Annotated in this window: 16 protein-coding genes; 11 read left to right on the top strand and 5 right to left on the bottom strand. The window is 66.7% G+C overall.

All coding sequences use genetic code 11. The features are described from left to right. Positions 1-23: 23 nt before the first annotated feature. From A7X12_RS20915 to A7X12_RS20905, 3 genes are read right to left on the bottom strand one after another with little or no spacing between them, the layout of a single operon-like run. On the bottom strand, positions 24-830 hold the full coding sequence (locus tag A7X12_RS20915) for an ATP-binding cassette domain-containing protein (RefSeq protein WP_064313376.1): 807 nt from the start codon (positions 828-830) through the stop codon (positions 24-26). Continuing rightward, complete coding sequence (locus tag A7X12_RS20910; protein ID WP_064313375.1) at positions 827-1,642, bottom strand: ABC transporter permease; 816 nt, start codon at positions 1,640-1,642, stop codon at positions 827-829. The genes A7X12_RS20915 and A7X12_RS20910 overlap by 4 nt, the downstream gene beginning before the upstream one ends. A 13-nt stretch (positions 1,643-1,655) precedes the next feature. Then, positions 1,656-2,735, bottom strand: a complete 1,080-nt coding sequence (locus tag A7X12_RS20905; protein ID WP_064313374.1) for a putative urea ABC transporter substrate-binding protein — start codon at positions 2,733-2,735, stop codon at positions 1,656-1,658. A 229-nt stretch (positions 2,736-2,964) separates the two neighbouring features. On the opposite strand from A7X12_RS20905, the gene A7X12_RS20900 reads away from it, so the two are divergent. The 9 genes from A7X12_RS20900 (at position 2,965) to A7X12_RS20860 (ending at position 12,993) form a co-directional block, all read left to right on the top strand. Then, positions 2,965-4,521: an ATP-binding response regulator gene (locus A7X12_RS20900; RefSeq protein ID WP_232318627.1), complete on the top strand. Its 1,557-nt coding sequence runs from the start codon at positions 2,965-2,967 to the stop codon at positions 4,519-4,521. Further along, positions 4,511-5,428, top strand: coding sequence for a response regulator transcription factor (locus tag A7X12_RS20895; protein WP_064313372.1), 918 nt, complete (start codon positions 4,511-4,513; stop codon positions 5,426-5,428). The genes A7X12_RS20900 and A7X12_RS20895 overlap by 11 nt, the downstream gene beginning before the upstream one ends. Further along, positions 5,425-6,969, top strand: a complete 1,545-nt coding sequence (locus tag A7X12_RS20890; RefSeq protein ID WP_064313371.1) for a tetratricopeptide repeat-containing sulfotransferase family protein — start codon at positions 5,425-5,427, stop codon at positions 6,967-6,969. Before A7X12_RS20895 ends, A7X12_RS20890 begins: the two co-directional genes overlap by 4 nt. Before the next feature lie 60 nt (positions 6,970-7,029). Next, positions 7,030-7,404, top strand: coding sequence for a hypothetical protein (locus tag A7X12_RS20885; RefSeq protein WP_064313370.1), 375 nt, complete (start codon positions 7,030-7,032; stop codon positions 7,402-7,404). 208 nt (positions 7,405-7,612) lie between these two features. After that, positions 7,613-7,945: a UrcA family protein gene (locus A7X12_RS20880; RefSeq protein ID WP_084445841.1), complete on the top strand. Its 333-nt coding sequence runs from the start codon at positions 7,613-7,615 to the stop codon at positions 7,943-7,945. A 185-nt stretch (positions 7,946-8,130) separates the two neighbouring features. Then, entirely contained in the window at positions 8,131-9,015 is an 885-nt protein-coding gene (locus A7X12_RS20875) for a sterol desaturase family protein (protein WP_064313369.1), read from the top strand. 5 nt (positions 9,016-9,020) lie between these two features. Further along, positions 9,021-9,953 carry a Vgb family protein gene (locus A7X12_RS20870; RefSeq protein ID WP_064313368.1) on the top strand — a complete coding sequence of 311 codons (933 nt, stop codon included), beginning with the start codon at positions 9,021-9,023 and terminating at the stop codon, positions 9,951-9,953. 195 nt (positions 9,954-10,148) lie between these two features. Continuing rightward, the gene (locus A7X12_RS20865; protein WP_064313367.1) at positions 10,149-12,587 is read left to right on the top strand and encodes a TonB-dependent receptor; all 2,439 of its coding nucleotides are present in this window, start codon (positions 10,149-10,151) and stop codon (positions 12,585-12,587) included. A gap of 85 nt (positions 12,588-12,672) precedes the next feature. Continuing rightward, positions 12,673-12,993: a 2Fe-2S iron-sulfur cluster-binding protein gene (locus A7X12_RS20860; protein WP_064313366.1), complete on the top strand. Its 321-nt coding sequence runs from the start codon at positions 12,673-12,675 to the stop codon at positions 12,991-12,993. Positions 12,994-13,192: 199 nt separating this feature from the next. Here A7X12_RS20860 and A7X12_RS20855 read toward each other — a convergent pair whose 3' ends face one another. Together A7X12_RS20855 and A7X12_RS20850 are read right to left on the bottom strand one after the other, a co-directional pair. Continuing rightward, a complete protein-coding gene (locus A7X12_RS20855; protein ID WP_064313365.1) occupies positions 13,193-13,642 on the bottom strand; it encodes a PH domain-containing protein in 450 nt (149 codons plus the stop codon). A gap of 42 nt (positions 13,643-13,684) precedes the next feature. Next, on the bottom strand, positions 13,685-14,146 hold the full coding sequence (locus tag A7X12_RS20850) for a hypothetical protein (RefSeq protein ID WP_064313364.1): 462 nt from the start codon (positions 14,144-14,146) through the stop codon (positions 13,685-13,687). Between the two features lie 127 nt (positions 14,147-14,273). On the opposite strand from A7X12_RS20850, the gene purB reads away from it, so the two are divergent. Both purB and A7X12_RS20840 read left to right on the top strand, forming a co-directional pair. Then, positions 14,274-15,590: an adenylosuccinate lyase gene (purB, locus tag A7X12_RS20845; RefSeq protein ID WP_064313363.1), complete on the top strand. Its 1,317-nt coding sequence runs from the start codon at positions 14,274-14,276 to the stop codon at positions 15,588-15,590. Positions 15,591-15,700: 110 nt separating this feature from the next. Beyond that, positions 15,701-16,225, top strand: coding sequence for a biliverdin-producing heme oxygenase (locus A7X12_RS20840; protein ID WP_232318626.1), 525 nt, complete (start codon positions 15,701-15,703; stop codon positions 16,223-16,225).

Below are 16,225 nucleotides of genomic sequence, written 5' to 3'. Positions count from 1 at the left end.
GGCGAGGGAGGAGGAGGGTTCCTTCACAGTGATTCCTCTTTCCCGGTTATTACTGATTCTGTCAATCGTAATACTTCTTGCTGCGCCTCGACAATCGCCTCGCGCCGCTTGCGGGTGAGGTGGAGGTCGTAGACGGCGGTCGCGCCGAAGCGGTGCGGGGCGTGCGGATCGACGCGGCGCTTGTCGAAGGTGAGCACGCGGGTGCCGAGGTTGAACGCCTCGGAAATGTCGTGGGTGACCATCAGCACGGTGAGCGCATGCTCCTCCCACAGCTTGAGGATCAGCCGGTGCATGTCCTGGCGGATGCCGGGATCGAGCGCGCCGAACGGCTCGTCGAGCAGCAGCACGCGGGGGCGCGCGATCAGCGCCTGGGCGATGGCGAGCCGCTGCTGCATGCCGCCCGAGAGCTGGGCGGGGTAGAGGTCGAGCGCATCGCCCAGGCCCACTTCCGCCAGCATCGCGGCGGCCTCGTCGCGGGCGCGGCGGCGGGCGGCGCCGAACAGCCGGGCAGTTAGCGGCGCACCGACGCATTCGCGCTCGAACATCACGTTGCGCAGCGCCGTCAGGTGCGGGAACACCGAATAGCGCTGGAACACCACCCCGCGATCGGGGCCGCATTCGCCGGGCAGCGGCGTGCCGTCGAGCAGGATCTTGCCCCGCGTGGGGCGTTCCTGGCCGAGTGCCAGCCGCAGGAAGCTGCTCTTGCCCGCGCCCGAAGGTCCGACGATCGAGACGAAGCTGCGCTCGGCGATGTCGAGCTCGACGCGCTCCAGCACGACCTTGTCGCCATATTCGAGCCAGACATTCTGGAAGGATAGGAGTGCGCTCATCGGCCGGCTCCGTGCGCCCAGGCAAAGGCGCGCTTGCTGAGCTGGGCCAGCGCCACGTCCATCAGGATGGCGAGGATCGAGATCCAGGCAACGTACGGGATGATGATGTCCATCGACAGATAGCGCCGCACGAGGAAGATCCGGTAGCCGAGCCCCACGTCCGACGCGATCGCCTCGGCCGAGATCAGGTACACCCACGCCGGCCCCAGCGAGAGGCGGATGCCGGCGATCAGCCGCGGCAGTGCCTGGGGCAGCGCGACGCGGAGGGCCAGCTGCCAGCTGCTCGCGCCGAGCGTCTGCGCCTTGATCAGCTGTTCCTGGGGGATGGCGGTGATGTGGTCGGCAAGGTCGCGGATCAGGAAGGGGGTGACGCCGATGACGATCAGCGCGACTTTGGCGGTGTCGCCCAGCCCGAACACGATGAACAGCACCGGCAGCAGCGCGATCGGCGGGATCACCGCGATGGTGGTGACGAAGGCGCCGAAGGTGGCGCGGGCGGCGGGGAGCACGCCCAGCACCATGCCGACGAGCAGTGCCGACAGCGCGCAGATGCCGAGCGCCATGCCCAGCCGTTCCAGGCTGGCAAAGGTGTCCGCCCAGAAGATCAGCCGCCCGCTCAAGGGATCGGCCTGGGCGAGCAGGCCGTGCATCGCCTCGACCATCGCGCCGGGCGTCGGCAGCAGCTTGTCCGACGGGTTCTCGGCATGCCGCGCTGCCGAGGCGAAGAGGTAGACGATCGCCACCAGCAGCAGCGGCAGGCTCCCCAGCAGCCAGCCGGTGCGGCGGCGGGGACGGATGTTCACCCAGCGCATGCGCGAACCGTCCTCAGAGCTTGCCGGCCGCGGCCAGCTCCATATAGGTCGGGTCGAAGCGCAGCTTCACGTTGTTCGCGTCGCCGATCGTCTTGCCCGGCACCGATATGCCGATCGCATCCGCCGACTTGGCACCCTGGCCGAACAGCCCCTTGGAGAAGCTGAAGTCGCGCACCTTCACCATGGTGGCACCGATCGCCGGCGACTTGACCGCCGCCACGGCATCCTGCGGCGTGCCGTAGAGATGGGTGGTAGTGAGCTGCGCGTCGAACGCCTGCGGAGTCGCGCCGGCGAGCTTGGCCATCGCCGCGCGGGCGGCGGCGCCAGCGGCGTCCTTCTTCTGCATCAGCTGGATCGTCTCGTACCAGATGCCTGCCAGCGCCTTGCCGAGGTTGGGATTGGCCTTGAGCGTCGCGGTGTCGACCGCGAGCAGGTCGAGGATCTCGGCGGGGATCTGGCTCGAATCGAACACCTTGGTCGCGCCGGGGAGCTTGGCGACTTCGGTCAGCTGCGGGTTCCAGGTGACGACGGCGGTGGCGGCGGGGTTGGCGAAGGCGCCGACGATGTCCGCGTCCGAGGTGTTGACCGTCTTCACGTCCGAGAGCTGCAGCCCGACCGTGGAGAGGCCGCGCGCGAGCAGATAGTGCGAGACCGACAGCTCGACGAGATAGACGGTGCGGCCCTTGATGTCCGCCAGGCTCTTGGCGTTCTTGAGGACGATGCCGTCATTGCCGTTCGAATAGTCGCCCAGGATGATCGCGCTGGTATCCTTGCCGCCCGCGGCGGGGATGGTGAGCGCGTCCATGTTGGTGACGGTCACGCCGTCGAGCTTGCCGGCGTTGAACTGGTTCACCGATTCGACGTAATCGTTGACCTGGGTGAAGTGGATCTTCACGCCGTATTTGTCGGCCCATTTCTTCACGATGCCGGCCTGTTCGGCATAGGGCCAGGGCATCCAGCCCGCATAGATCGACCAGCCGATATTGAACTCGGTCCGCGCCTTTGGTGCACTGCCGCTACCGCCGCACGACGCCGTCGCCAGCATCGCCGCCGCCGCTACTGCGATCCGCGCCTTCGATACCCATTTTGCCATGATCGACCCCCATCTTCGCAGCGCGAGAAAGCGCGAATTTCAGCCGCCGGATGGTCGCGCCCGATATTACGTTTGCTCAATCCAGTAATACGACTTATAGGCATGTCGTATGGCATGTGTCACCCCAAATCGTGATGCTGCAATGCGTCATTCAGGCACTGACGAGCCCCGGTTTCGGGGCGCCGCCGCCGCGCGTCCTTGCAGGCGAAGGGGCTGAAGCGGCATGGCGATGGCGCGCATTCTTGGGACGATCTGCCTGGGGCTCGCGCTCGCCGTCGCCGCGACCTTTGTCCGGCTGTTCCTGAGGGCGCGCGCGGGCCACCGCGCCGCGGAGGAGGCGAATCGGGCGCAGACCGAGCGGCTCTGCGCCGAGATCGCAGCCCACCGGGAAACCGAAGCGGCGCTGGCCAAGGCCAAGGACGCAGCGGAAGCGGCCAATGCCGCCAAGACGCGCTACCTCGTCGCGGTCAGCCACGAGATCCGCTCGCCGCTCAACGCCATCTATGGCTATGCCCAATTGCTCGAACGCGGCGACTCGATTCCACCGCGCGAGGCGGGCGGGGTGATCCGCCGCTCGGCCGAGCATCTGACCAACCTGGTCGAGGGCCTGCTCGACATCTCGCGCGTCGAAAGCGGCGTGCTGCAGGTGCGGCAGGAACTGGTGCGGCTGCCCGCGCTGCTCGACCAGGTGGTGGAGATGTTCCGCGTCCAGGCCTCGGCCAAGGGGCTGTCGCTCGACTATGTGGTCGAAGGGCGGCTGCCCGCCTATGTCCGCACCGATGAGAAAAGGCTGCGGCAGATCCTGATCAACCTGCTGTCCAACGCGATCAAATATACCGAGCAGGGCGGCGCGACGCTCACGGTGCGCTATCGCAGCCAGAGCGCGGCGATCGAGGTGCGTGACACCGGTCCGGGCATTCCGCCCGAGGACCTGGAACGCATTTTCGAGCCGTTCGAGCGCGGTCGCGCGCCCGATACCGTGATGCAGCCGGGTATTGGCCTGGGCCTGGCGATCACCCGCGTGTTGGCGCGCATTCTCGGCGGCGAGGTGACGGTGACGAGCGAGCTGGGCAAGGGCAGCAGCTTCCTGCTCCGCCTGCTCCTGCCCGAGCCGATCGAGGCGCCGGCGGGTGCGGCCGCCTATCGCCGCGTCACCGGCTATCAGGGACCGCAGAAGACGATCCTCGTGATCGACGACAGCCCGGCGCAGACCACGGTGGTCAACCATCTGCTGCGCCCGCTCGGCTTCTCGGTGTTCGAGGCGAGCGGCGGTACCGCAGGTCTCGCGCTTGCCGAACATTGCTCGCCCGATCTCGTGCTGCTCGACATCCAGATGCCGGGCACCAGCGGCTGGGATGTCGCCGAGCAGCTCCGCGCGCGATTTGGCCCCGCCCTGCGGATCGTGATGGTCTCGGCCAATGCGCATGAATTCCATGCCGGTCGCGACGGCCGCCGCGCGCACGACGCCTTCCTCACCAAGCCGGTCGATCTCGATGCGCTGCTCGACATGATCGCCCGCCAGCTGGGGCTCGACTGGATCGTCGAGGATGCCGAAGCGGCCGCCGCGCCGCCCCGTCCACCGATGGCACTGCCCGAGTCGGCCGCACCCTATCTCGATGCGCTGCGCCGCTTTATGAAGCTCGGGCATGTGCGTGGAATCGAAACGACACTCGTGACTCTGGAGAGGGACGTCCCCGAAAGCGCCGATCTCGTCGCGCGGCTGCGGCCGATGCTGGAGGCGTTCGATCTGCGCGGGCTGGCAAGGACGCTCGACGATGTCGGCTAGCGATCCCGGCGCCACGATCCTGGTGGTGGACGACACCCCCGAATCGCTCCGCTTCCTCACCGCGACGCTGGAGCAGGCGGGGATGACCGTGCTGATCGCGATCGATGGCCTCGCCGCGCTGGAGCTGCTGGAGCATGGCACGCCTGACCTGATCCTGATGGACGCGGTGATGCCCGGGCTCGACGGCTTCAGCACCACGCGGCGGATCAAGCAGGACGGCCGCTTCCGCCATGTGCCGGTGATCTTCATGACCGGACTGACCGAAAGCGAGCATGTCGTGCGCGGGCTCGACGCCGGGGCGGTCGATTATGTCCACAAGCCGATCGTGGTCGACGAGCTGCTGGCGCGCGTTTCGGTGCACCTTGCCAACGCCCGAATCGCGCAGAGCAGTCAGCTTGCACTCGACACAGCGGGCAGGCCGTCTTTCGCGGTAGATGCCGAGGGACAGACGGGCTGGCTGACGCCGCTCGCCGCCGATACGATCGAGCGGCTGTTCCCCGATTGGTCGCCGCGCGCGCTGGACCTGCCCGACGAACTCGCCGCGATCGTCCGGCGTCTGCAGGATCCGGCGGTGCCATCCGGCGCGCAGGCGACGCTGCAGATCGGCAACAGCACGCTGCAGTGCAGCTTTCTCCGCCAGACCAGCGCGCGCGAATGGCTGTTCCGCCTGACCGAGAAGCGCGAAGGCGATGCCGAACGCGTCCTCGCCGAGCGCCACGGCCTCACCTCGCGCGAGGCGGAGGTGCTGGTGTGGCTCAGCCGGGGCAAGCAGAACCGCGAGATCAGCGAGATCCTGGAGATCAGCCCGCGTACCGTGAACAAGCATCTCGAACAGATCTTCCAGAAGATGGGTGTCGAGAATCGCGCGTCGGCGACGGCCATCGCCGTGGCGACGCTCGCCGGATGAGCGCGGCGGCGGCGCGGGCGGCGCTGGAGCAAGGCGATCTCGACTCGGCAGCGCGGCTGGCCTCGGCGGCGCTGCCTTCCGCCGATGCCATTTTCCTATTGGGCGTGATCGCGGCGGAGCGGGGCCGGATCGGCGAGGCGATCCGGCAGATCGAGACGGCGGTGGCGGAAGCCCCGCGCGGCGAATATCGCGCGCAGCTCGCCCGGCTCTACACGCTGGTCCGGCGCGACGGCGATGCGGCTGCCCAGCTCGTGGCGGCGGAGGCGGACCCGCCCGCGGACGCGCTTTCGCGCGACACCATCGGCTGCGTCTATGCCCGGCTCGGCGACCATGAGGCCGCACTTCCGCACTTCGACGTCGCGGTGGCGCTGGCGCCGGAAAACGATCAGTTCCTCTACAACCACGCGGCGACGCTGAGCTTCCTCGGTCGCGTCGATGATGCCGAAGCGGCGCTGGAAACGCTGCTCGCGCGCAGCCCCGACGATGCGCGCGCGCACCATCTGCTCGCCGGGCTGCGCAAGCAGGCGCCGGAGCGCAATCATGTCGTCAGACTCCAGGCTGCGAAGCTGCGCACGCGAGGCCCGGACCGGCTGCTCACCGGCTATGCGCTCGCCAAGGAGCTGGAGGATATCGGGCGCGGCGACGAGGCGCTGGCGTGCCTGCTGGAGGTGAATGCCGAACACCGCGCGGCACTCGGCTACGATCCGGCGCGCGACGCAGGAATCGTGGAGGCGGTCGTGGGAAGCTGGCCGGCCTTCGCCGCTGCGCCGGTTGCGGACGCACCTGTCGAGGCGCCGATCCTCATCATCGGCATGCCACGCACCGGCACGACGCTGGTCGACCGCATCCTCGCCGCGCACCCAAGGGTGGAAAGCGTCGGCGAGCTCCAGGCGTTCCCGCTGGCGGTGAAGGCGGCGTCCGGCACGCGCAGCCGCACGGTGCTTGATCCGGAGACGCTGCATGCCGCGGCGAACAGCGATCTGGGGGCGATCGGCCGCGACTATCTGGCGCGCGCCGCGCATCATCGGCGGATGCCCGAGCGGCGTTTCGTCGACAAATTCCCAGGCAATTTCCACTATGCCGGCGTCGCCGCGCGGGCGCTGCCCAACGCGGCGATCGTCTGCCTGCGCCGCAACCCGATGGACACGGTGCTGGCGAACTTCCGCAACCTGTTCGCGATCAGCTCGCGCTACTACGACTATAGCTACGACCTGCTCGACATCGCCGCCTATGTCGCCGGGTTCGAGCGGCTGATGGCCCTGTGGCGCACGGCGCTGCCCGGGCGCATCCTGGAGCTTCGCTACGAGGACATCGTCGCCGATCAGGAAGATGCGACGCGCCGTCTGCTCGCACATTGCGGGCTCGACTGGTCGGATCGCTGCCTCGATTTCCACGCGCAGGGTGGAGCGGTTTCTACCCCCAGTGCCGCGCAGGTCCGTCGCCCGATTTACCGCGATTCGGTCGCGCGATGGCGGCGGCACGAGGCCGTGCTGGCGCCGGTTGCCGCCTATTTCCAAGCGCGCGGGATTGCGGTCGACTAAAGGGCGCGTACGTCAAACGCCTCATGGTGCGCTGCGGCGCGCAGCGCCAGCGTTGCGGGCATGGGATTCCGCTCACGCCTTCTATGGGCTACCGCCCTGCTCGCGGCACCTGCCGCACATGCCGGGACATTGCCCAGCGCCAAGCTGGTCCGTTGCGACGCCGGGGACTGTCTGCTGATCCGCGGCGCGCGCAGCACGACGGCGTCCACGATCCGCATCAACGATCGTTTGGTCCCGGCAAGTGGCGGCAGAAGCTGGAAAGTTCGGGTGCCTGTGGCGACGGTCCGGGAATGGGCCTTCCCCTATACCCGAAGCCTCGCGGTCGCCGTCATCGACGCGCATGGCCAGATTGAGCAGCACGAAAAGGTGCGACTGCCGGTCGGCCTGCTGGGTCACGCGACCGAGTTGGCCTCGCTGGTAGTACGCGCGCGTTGATGTGTAATAACAGGAGAGTCCTGGGTTTTCGTATGAAGAAGCGATAAGAGTGTAATAACCAGTTGCTGCATTGCGGGACTTTGGATAGGTTGATGCTTCCGAAGTATCGTCGGTTGTTCGGTGTAAATTTACTTGCCGTCCGTGTTTTCTGTGACTAGATGCGCTGCAACCGCTCGGTTGAGGCGGCGTTTGGTTGCAGGAGATTGCCATGAAGATGCTCGTCGCGGCCGCCGCCGCTCTCTCGATCAGCACTGCCGCTTTCGCCGGCACCACCGACACTGGCTTCGGCAAGCCCTCCGCGACGCTAACCCTTGCCGGCCTCGATCTCGCGACTGCCGATGGCCAGCAGCGCCTCGCCACGCGCGTGGATCAGGCTGCGCGCGCAGTGTGCGGCGACAATCTCGCCACCATCCATCCCGATCTCGAAGCGCGGGCCCGCGCCTGCCGCGCGGATGTAGCCGAACAGGTCCGCACCCAGATCGAATCGCGTGTCGCCCAGGCGGCCAAGCCTCGCGGCGTGCAGGTCGCAGCGCTTCGCTGATCCGGCCCGGGGCGGCGCTTTTCCGGCTGCGCATGCCCTGAAACGGCTGCGTGGCCAGAGGCTTCGGGCCCGCTACGTCATTCGGACACCTGTGCCGGCGCGCGCGCCTGCATAGGCTCCCGATCGAAAGAGGCAGAAGCGGGCCGTTGGGCACCGCTTCGCCAGCGATCGGGACGAAAAAGCATATGACCAAAGGGCTCGTGAACCTGATTCCGCCGATGACCGTGGTGGCGGTCGTCTGCTTCTGGGCGTTCGCGCCCGCGGCCATCTTGGCCAATCCCTGGACGATCGTGATCGTCTCGTCGCTGATTACCCTGTTCATCCAGGGGCTTGAATTCGTGTTCGAGCGGCATGCCGGCTGGCGGATGAGCTGGCGCGAGTTCTGGACCGATCTGTTCTATGTGGTGCTTGGCTCCACCGCCATTTCCTGGGTTTCCCGCGCGCTTGCCGATACACCGCTGCTCGCGCTCAAGCAGTCGCTGGGCATCGCGACGCCGTGGCTGATGCACTGGCCCTTCCTGGCGCAGGTCGCGCTGGTGATCTTCCTGATCGAGTTCGGCCAATACTGGATGCATCGGCTGATGCACAATTCGGCGCCCTTCTGGCTGACCCACGCACCGCACCATCACATTACCCAGCTTAATGCGGCGAAGGGCTTTGTCGGCAATCCGATCGAGCTGTTCCTGATCAGTCTCAGCGTCGTGGCGCTGTTCGATGTGCAGTTGACCGCGATCTTCTGCGCGGTGAGCGTGCTGGGCGTAGTGTCGGGTTTCGCGCACGCCAATGTCCGTTCGGACCCGCCGATCTGGTACAGCTTCGTGTTCACCACGATCCGCCACCACAGCCTGCACCATTCGGTGCCTTATGAGGACACGCGCTGCAATTACGGCAACTCGCTGATCCTGCTCGATCGCATCTTCGGCACCTTCAAGGAGGGGGAGGCCTCGGTCGTCGGGCAGGACGAGCGGCGGCGGCTGTCGATCCGCGAGCAATGGCTGTTTCCATTCCAGCCGATCCTCGCGCGGCTGAAGCAGCGCTCGACGATCACCACCGACGTGGCGGCAGGCTGAGCGCGATGGCCTGGATCCCGATGCTCGCCATGCTGCTCTCCGCTGCGCCCGCTGCTGCCGATCCGCAACCCAAGGAAGCGCAGGTGCTCGCCGTGCCGGGTTTCGCCGATTTCCTCGCGGTGGATGGCGACAGCGTCTGGGCTACCAACAAGGGGCGGGTGGAACGCTGGTCACGCACCGGCAAGCTCGCCGAAGTGGCGATGACGCATCCTTGCGGCGCGATGGCGATCGCCGACGGCGCGCTCTGGGTAGCGGATTGCAAGGAAGGCACGCTCAATCGAATCGACCTCAAGACCGCCAAGCTGTTGGCGGTGATTCCCACAGGGATCGCCAATCCGGCGGGCGAACTGAACGTTGTCGCGGGCGCGGGTTCCATCTGGGTGGCGAGCGACAATGCCGGCAAGATCGCGCGCGTGGATCCGGCGGACAATCGCGTCGTCGCATCGATCGCCGTGGATCCGGGCACGCATTATCTTGCCTTTGGGTTGGGCGCACTCTGGGCGGTGAGCAGCGGCCAGCAATCCCTCCAGCGAATCGACCCAGTCACGAACGCGGTGACCGGCCGCACGAAGCTCGGCAAGCAGCCAGGCTTCCTTGCCGCGGGCGAAGGCGCGGTGTGGGTGCAGGAACAGGGGGACGGCACGCTTGCGCGGATCGATCCCGCCACGGTGGAGGTTTCGGGCCGGGTGAAGGTGGGCACGGACCTGCTCTACGGCGATATCGATACCGGCGGGGGCGCGGTATGGTTGCGGACCACCGCCGACCAGACCTTCGTGAAGGTGGATCCCATATCGCTTACGATCCTGGCGCGACTGGGCAAGGCGAGCGGCAGCGGTGCGCTTCGCTTCGCCGGAACGGGACTGTGGACCAGCGCGCATGACGTCCACACGCTGTCTTGGTGGAGCCTGGCATCCGAGGGGGCCGGCGCCGCGCAATAATCGCAGCGTTGCTGTGCACACGCCGCGCGCCTGCTGAGGGTGCGCGGCGTTTTTGCGTACGTCCCCGTTCGGGAATGCTGCGGTGCGGTACGTCAAACGCCCCATGGCGAACCGCCGCTTTTACCCAAAGTCTGAGCGTAGAAGCCCGCCGCACCAACCGGCGGCCAGGGACCGGATAACAAAAAGGGGGCTAGGGTGGCACGATCGATTTCCCGCGCGGCGTTGCTGGGTGCAACCGTTCTCGCAAGCTTCGGCGCAACCCGCGCGGCGGCGCAGACCGAGGGTGCCGGCGCCGCGCCGGCACAGGCGCAGGAGCAGACCGGCGGCAGCGCCAACGAGATCATCGTCACCGGCAGCCGCCGCAGCGTCACGCTGCAGGATGCGCCGATCAACATCAGCGCGGTCTCAGAGGAGATGCTGACCCGCCAGCGTATCGACGATGTGCGCGGACTGGCCGCTTTCACGCCCGGCCTCACCATCGTCGACACCGGCCCGGCGAGCACCGGCAACATCGTGCTGCGCGGCCTTTCCTCGGGCGATACCAGCGCCACCGGATCGGACGCCAACAACGCCGTCGGCGTCTATCTGGGCGAAGTTCCGCTCTATCTCGATTTCAAGCTGATCGACATCGCCCGTGTCGAAACGCTGCTCGGGCCGCAGGGCACGCTGTACGGTCTCGGTACGCTGGCGGGCGCGGTGCGCTATATTCCGAACCGGCCGAACACCAGCCGCTTCTCGGTCGATCTGCACGGCCGCGGCTATGCCCAGTCGCACAGCAGCGACTTCGGGCGGACCGGCGATGCCGTGGTCAACGTGCCGATCCTCAGCGACCATGTCGCGCTGCGATCGGTGGTCGGCTATTACGACAATGCCGGTTTCATCGACTATAACTACATGTTGCAGCGGCCCGGGGTTTCCGATCCGCAGCCGGTGCGCGGGACGACCGCGGCGCAAGGCTCGCTCGGCACGCTCAAGGACTATGCCGCCAATTTCAAGCGCGCAGACGACGTCAATTTCGAGCACACCTTCACCACGCGCAACACGCTGCTGCTCGAATATAACCCGAACCTGAAACTGTACCTCACCTACGCGCACCAGGATACCAAGACCAACGGCCGTCAGGCCAATGGCGCGGGCGTGCTGGGCACCGGCAACTATGAAGGGCCGTGGCGCTATCTCGAGCCGTTCCACCGCAGCGCGGACCTGTTCTCGGCCGAGTTCAACCTCAACCTGTTCAACGTGGCGCAGCTGGTCAGCACCACCGCCTATACCGAACAGAAGATCGAGAATGTCGACGACAACACCGATCTGCTGCTCGACCTGAACTATGGCTATGAGGCATTTCCGGCCTTCTCGTCCTTCGCCAACAACCATCGCAAGTACAAGCAGTTCAACCAGGAGGTCCGTCTCGTCTCCTCGCATGGCGGGCCGGTGAACTGGGTGATCGGCGGCTTCTACAACCGGCTGAAATATGCGAGCGACCGCCAGGAATATACGCCCGGCTTCGCGGCGTTCGCCGGCGTGAACCGGCCCGACGACCTCGAATATATCTCCTTCGTCAATACCAAGACGGTGGAGAAGGCGGTCTATGGCGAAGCCTCGCTGCACGTCACGTCCGCCTGGCAGGTGACGGGCGGCCTGCGCTACTTCAAGTACGACGCTACCGCGACCGGCGGCACGGACACGCCGCTGTTCGGCGGGGGGCTGACCCGCACGCCCTATCCGTTGATCCAGTTCGATCCCAGCCGCGTGCGTTCCGGCAGCACCGGCGACGACGGTTTCGTCTGGAAGGCCAACACCTCGTACAAGTTCAGTCCGGAACTGATGGCCTATGCCACCTACAGCACCGGCTATCGCATCGGCGGCGTGAATCGCGTGGCGCCCTGCGTCGTGCCGCTGCCGCCGGGTCAGAATGTCTGCGCGCTGCCGAACGAGCTCGTCTATGGGCCGGACAAGACCCGCAACATCGAAGTCGGCGTGCGCGGGTCGTTGCTCGACAAGCGGCTGCAATTCACCCTTGATGCCTTCCGGGTGGAGTGGAGCGACGTGCAGGTGCCCAGCCAGACGGTGAACGGCGCCGTCGGCATCACCACCAATGCGGGCGCGGCCGAATCGAAGGGGATCGAGTTTACCGGCTCCTTCAAGGTCCTGCCGCAGCTTACCCTGCAGGGCACCTATTCCTATACCGACGCGCACCTGACCGAGGATGTCGCCAGTCTCGTCGTCAGCCAGGGCGTGCGCTATGACGCGAAGAACGGCGATCGGTTGCCCGGCTCGGCCAAGCATTCGGGCAGCGCGCAGCTGACCTATACCTATCCGCTGGCGCAAGGCGGCGAGATCGAGGCGACCTGGGCGGCGACCTATATGGGCGACATCTATTCGCGCGTCGGCCTGCGCGGCAACGGGGAGGCGATCCCGGACTATATGACGCACCGTGCCTCGGTCACCTATCGCGGCAGGATGTTCGAGGTCGGCCTGTTCGCGGACAACATCTTCAACAAATACGCCTATACCGCGATCAGCAACGACATCAGCTCGTACAATCAGGCGCGCACCGGCGTGGTCGAGCGCTACTATGCCCGATCGGTGCTGACGCCGCGGCGGGTCGGGATCGACTTCCGCATCCATTACTGATCGCTGGCACTCCGCCGGACATCCCCTTTCTCCCGCGGGAGGCGCTGCGACGCGCCTCCCGTTCCCCTTCGTTCAAGGTGAAGACATGCTGAAATTGCTGGTAACCCCGCCCGCGGGTGCGCAGACCGTTGTCGAGGCGCAGGACGGACTGAGCGTGATGGAGATCATCCGCGACGCCGGCTTCGAGTCGCTGCCGGCCTTTTGCGGCGGCTGCTGCTCCTGCGCGACCTGCCACGTCTATGTCGATCCCGCCTTTGCCGCGCTGCTGCCGCCGATAAGCGACGACGAGGATGCCTTGCTCGACGGTGCCGAGCAGCGCCGGCCCACGTCGCGGCTCTCCTGCCAGATCGCCTTAGGCCCGGCGCTGGACGGCCTGGTGGTGGAGATCGCGCCCGATCTGGGCTGATCGCCGGGTCAGTGCGGCGCGATCTCCGGATGCTGCAGCTTGTCCGGCTTGCGCATCCCATGGATCGCCCGGAGCATATCAACGTCGATCAACCCTGCGGAGGTCTGTAGGAGGCCGCCCGGGTCTTGCCGGTTCCACGGACCTGACGCGGGAAGCGAGCGGCGTGGGACATGCCGCCGTCGAAACTGTGCGTCGCGCCTCAGCCGCGCACGTCTTCCTGCACCATGTCGAACTCGCGCACACCGCGCAGGCGGCGGGCGTTGCTGACCAGCTCGCGCAGCTTCTCGCGGCGTTCGCGGGCATATTCGACGTCGCGGATCACCAGCGGGCCGCCGCGCGTGGTCTCGTCCGACGAGGTGATGGTGAGCGTGCCGATGCCGGAGATCTGGTTGACGATCGAATAGTCGAGCCGCACGTCCTTCACGCGATACAGCTCGATCTCGTCGATCGATTTGCGAACGATGCCGCGATAGAGGACGATGCGGTCCTCGGTCACTTCGTACAACGTCGCCTTGTTGCCGATCCAGCGCACCGCAAGGATCACGAAACCGACGCCGACCAGGCACAAGGCGAGGGTGCCCCAGCCGGCGAAGGAGCCTTTCAGCCAGCCTGCGGTAGAGGATTGGAAGCGATCGATCAGCTGCGCCATGATCGCATCATAGCGGGCCGGCGAATGGCCGCAAAGAGGATGTCAGCCGGCTTGCGGCGTCAGAAATCGGATCAGTTCCTCGCGGCTGACCTTTTGGTCGCGATCGGCATCGGCGGCGGTGAAGCTGCCGTCGATCCAGCCGCGCGCTGCGGGCGATTCTGCCTTGAAGTCCGCCTCCTTCGCGGTGCGCAGGGCAACAAGCCAGCTGCCATATTCGGCCTTGTCGAGCACGCCGTCGCCATTGGCGTCGTAGCGCGCGAACTGGGCGTCGACGGGCAGTTTCGCGGGGTCGGGCCGCGGCGTCGGCTGGGCAGCTTCGGCGGCAGCCGGGGGCTTCGCCGGCATATCCGGCGCCGCCATCGGCCGATCCGAGGGGACGGGCTGGGTGCCCGGCATCGCCTGGTTTGCGGCGGGCGTCTCGCCGGAATGTGCGGGCTGCGCCGGCATCTGTTGCGCCGGGGCGGTGACCTGCAGGGCGGCGGCAAACAACAGCGGCGTCAGCATGCACATTCTCCTCGGCGGGGATAACGGCCGGGCTGCGCCTTCGGTTGCCGCTCTGGCCGCTTCTTGCTAGGCGCGGCGGCGATCCGCCCGGGCTGCCGGGCACTCCCTTTCCGCACAGAGGAACGCCATGGTCCCCCGTTATGCCCGCGCCGCGATGACCGACATCTGGTCGCCCGAGACGCGCTTCGCCATCTGGTTCGAGATCGAGGCGCATGCAACGCAAGCGCTCGCCGATCTCGGCGTGGTGCCGCAGAGCGCCGCCAAGGCGCTGTGGGACTGGTGGGCGACCAAGCCGGCGATCGACGTCGCCGCGATCGACGCGATCGAGGCGGTGACCAAGCATGACGTGATCGCCTTCCTCACCTGGGTGGCCGAGCAGGTGGGCGACGAGGCCCGCTTCATGCACCAGGGCATGACCAGCTCCGACGTGCTCGACACCTGCCTCGCGGTGCAGCTCGCCCGCGCCAGCGACCTGCTGCTGGCCGATATCGACGCGCTGCTCGACGTGCTCGAGCGCCGCGCCCGCGAACACAAGATGACGCCGACGATCGGCCGCAGCCACGGCATCCATGCCGAACCGGTCACCTTCGGCCTCAAGCTTGCCGAGGCGCATGCCGAGTTCCAGCGCAACAAGGCGCGCCTGCTCGCCGCGCGCGCGGACATCGCCACCTGCGCGATCTCGGGCGCGGTCGGCACCTTCGCCAACATCGATCCGCGCGTCGAAGAACATGTCGCGGAGAAGCTGGGCCTCAGCATCGAGCCGGTCTCGACCCAGGTCATCCCGCGCGACCGTCATGCGATGTTCTTCGCCACGCTGGGCGTGATCGCATCCTCGATCGAGCGGCTCGCGGTGGAAATCCGCCACCTGCAGCGCACCGAAGTGCTGGAGGCAGAGGAGTATTTCTCGCCGGGGCAGAAGGGCTCGTCGGCGATGCCGCACAAGCGCAACCCGGTGCTCACCGAGAACCTGACCGGCCTCGCCCGCATGGTGCGCGGCTATGTTACCCCGGCGCTGGAGAATGTGGCGCTGTGGCACGAACGTGACATCAGCCACTCCTCGGTCGAACGCTATATCGGCCCGGATGCGACGATCACGCTCGACTTCGCGCTCGCCCGCCTCACCGGCGTGGTCGACAAGCTGCTCGTCTATCCGGTGCGGATGCAGAAGAACCTCGATCGCATGGGCGGCCTGGTCCACTCGCAGCGCGTATTGCTGGCGCTGACTCAGGCGGGCGTGAGCCGCGAGGACGCCTATCGACTCGTTCAGCGCAACGCGATGAAGGTCTGGGAATCGGATGGCGAGCTGTCGCTGATGGAACTGCTCAAGGCAGATCCTGAAGTCACTGCGGCGCTCAGCCCCGACGTGATCGAGGAGAAATTCGATCTCGGGTATCATTATCGCCATGTCGACACGATCTTCGCGCGTGTTTTTGGTAAAGCATGATTTGAGGCCGCTTCGGCCATAATGGAACGGATCCACGGCAAGCGGTTTTTGCTTGCCGTGGATCGCCCCCTGATGACAATTTCCGTCGCGTGAACCTTACGCATCGCCGATTGCGGGAAGCGACGGGGGCCGCGCATGCGCGCGTCGACACGTTGTTCAGCCGCTTCGATCTCGCGCGCCGCGACGATTATGCCGCTCTGCTCGCCGCCCATGCAGAGGCGTTGCTGCCAATCGAAGCGCTGCTCGATCAGGGCGGCGCGGGCGCGGTTACCGCGGATTGGCCGCAGCGTCGTCGCGGCAGCGTGATCCAGGTCGATCTGGATGCGCTCGGCGTCGTGCTGGACAGCGCGGATGTCGAGGATGCCGTACCGTCCGATGCCGCGATGGCGGGCATGCTCTATGTGCTCGAAGGCTCACGTCTGGGCGGTCGTTTCCTTGCGCGCAGCGTGCCGGAGAATTGGCCGCGCGCCTATCTGGGGAGCCACCAGCCTGCGCATATGTGGCCGGAATTGCTGGCAAAACTGGATGTGCTGCTGTACGAGCCGGAAACATTGGAAGCTGCCGTCACCGCCGCCAACCAGACCTTCGGGCGGTTTGAGGCCGCCGGCACGAAGTGGCTGGCGAAGGTGAGTTAA

The sequence above is a fragment of the Sphingomonas sp. TDK1 genome, assembly GCF_001650735.1.
In the GTDB taxonomy this organism is placed as follows: Bacteria; Pseudomonadota; Alphaproteobacteria; order Sphingomonadales; family Sphingomonadaceae; genus Sphingomonas.
This window is presented reverse-complemented; position numbering and strand designations above follow the sequence as displayed.

Coding starts and splice junctions, on each gene's coding strand:
- A7X12_RS20915 (WP_064313376.1), bottom strand. CDS start 830: ATGAGCGCACTCCTATCCTTCCAGAATGTCTGGCTCGAATATGGCGAC.
- A7X12_RS20910 (WP_064313375.1), bottom strand. CDS start 1,642: ATGCGCTGGGTGAACATCCGTCCCCGCCGCCGCACCGGCTGGCTGCTG.
- A7X12_RS20905 (WP_064313374.1), bottom strand. CDS start 2,735: ATGGCAAAATGGGTATCGAAGGCGCGGATCGCAGTAGCGGCGGCGGCG.
- A7X12_RS20900 (WP_232318627.1), top strand. CDS start 2,965: ATGGCGCGCATTCTTGGGACGATCTGCCTGGGGCTCGCGCTCGCCGTC.
- A7X12_RS20895 (WP_064313372.1), top strand. CDS start 4,511: ATGTCGGCTAGCGATCCCGGCGCCACGATCCTGGTGGTGGACGACACC.
- A7X12_RS20890 (WP_064313371.1), top strand. CDS start 5,425: ATGAGCGCGGCGGCGGCGCGGGCGGCGCTGGAGCAAGGCGATCTCGAC.
- A7X12_RS20885 (WP_064313370.1), top strand. CDS start 7,030: ATGGGATTCCGCTCACGCCTTCTATGGGCTACCGCCCTGCTCGCGGCA.
- A7X12_RS20880 (WP_084445841.1), top strand. CDS start 7,613: ATGAAGATGCTCGTCGCGGCCGCCGCCGCTCTCTCGATCAGCACTGCC.
- A7X12_RS20875 (WP_064313369.1), top strand. CDS start 8,131: ATGACCAAAGGGCTCGTGAACCTGATTCCGCCGATGACCGTGGTGGCG.
- A7X12_RS20870 (WP_064313368.1), top strand. CDS start 9,021: ATGGCCTGGATCCCGATGCTCGCCATGCTGCTCTCCGCTGCGCCCGCT.
- A7X12_RS20860 (WP_064313366.1), top strand. CDS start 12,673: ATGCTGAAATTGCTGGTAACCCCGCCCGCGGGTGCGCAGACCGTTGTC.
- A7X12_RS20855 (WP_064313365.1), bottom strand. CDS start 13,642: ATGGCGCAGCTGATCGATCGCTTCCAATCCTCTACCGCAGGCTGGCTG.
- A7X12_RS20850 (WP_064313364.1), bottom strand. CDS start 14,146: ATGCTGACGCCGCTGTTGTTTGCCGCCGCCCTGCAGGTCACCGCCCCG.
- purB (WP_064313363.1), top strand. CDS start 14,274: ATGGTCCCCCGTTATGCCCGCGCCGCGATGACCGACATCTGGTCGCCC.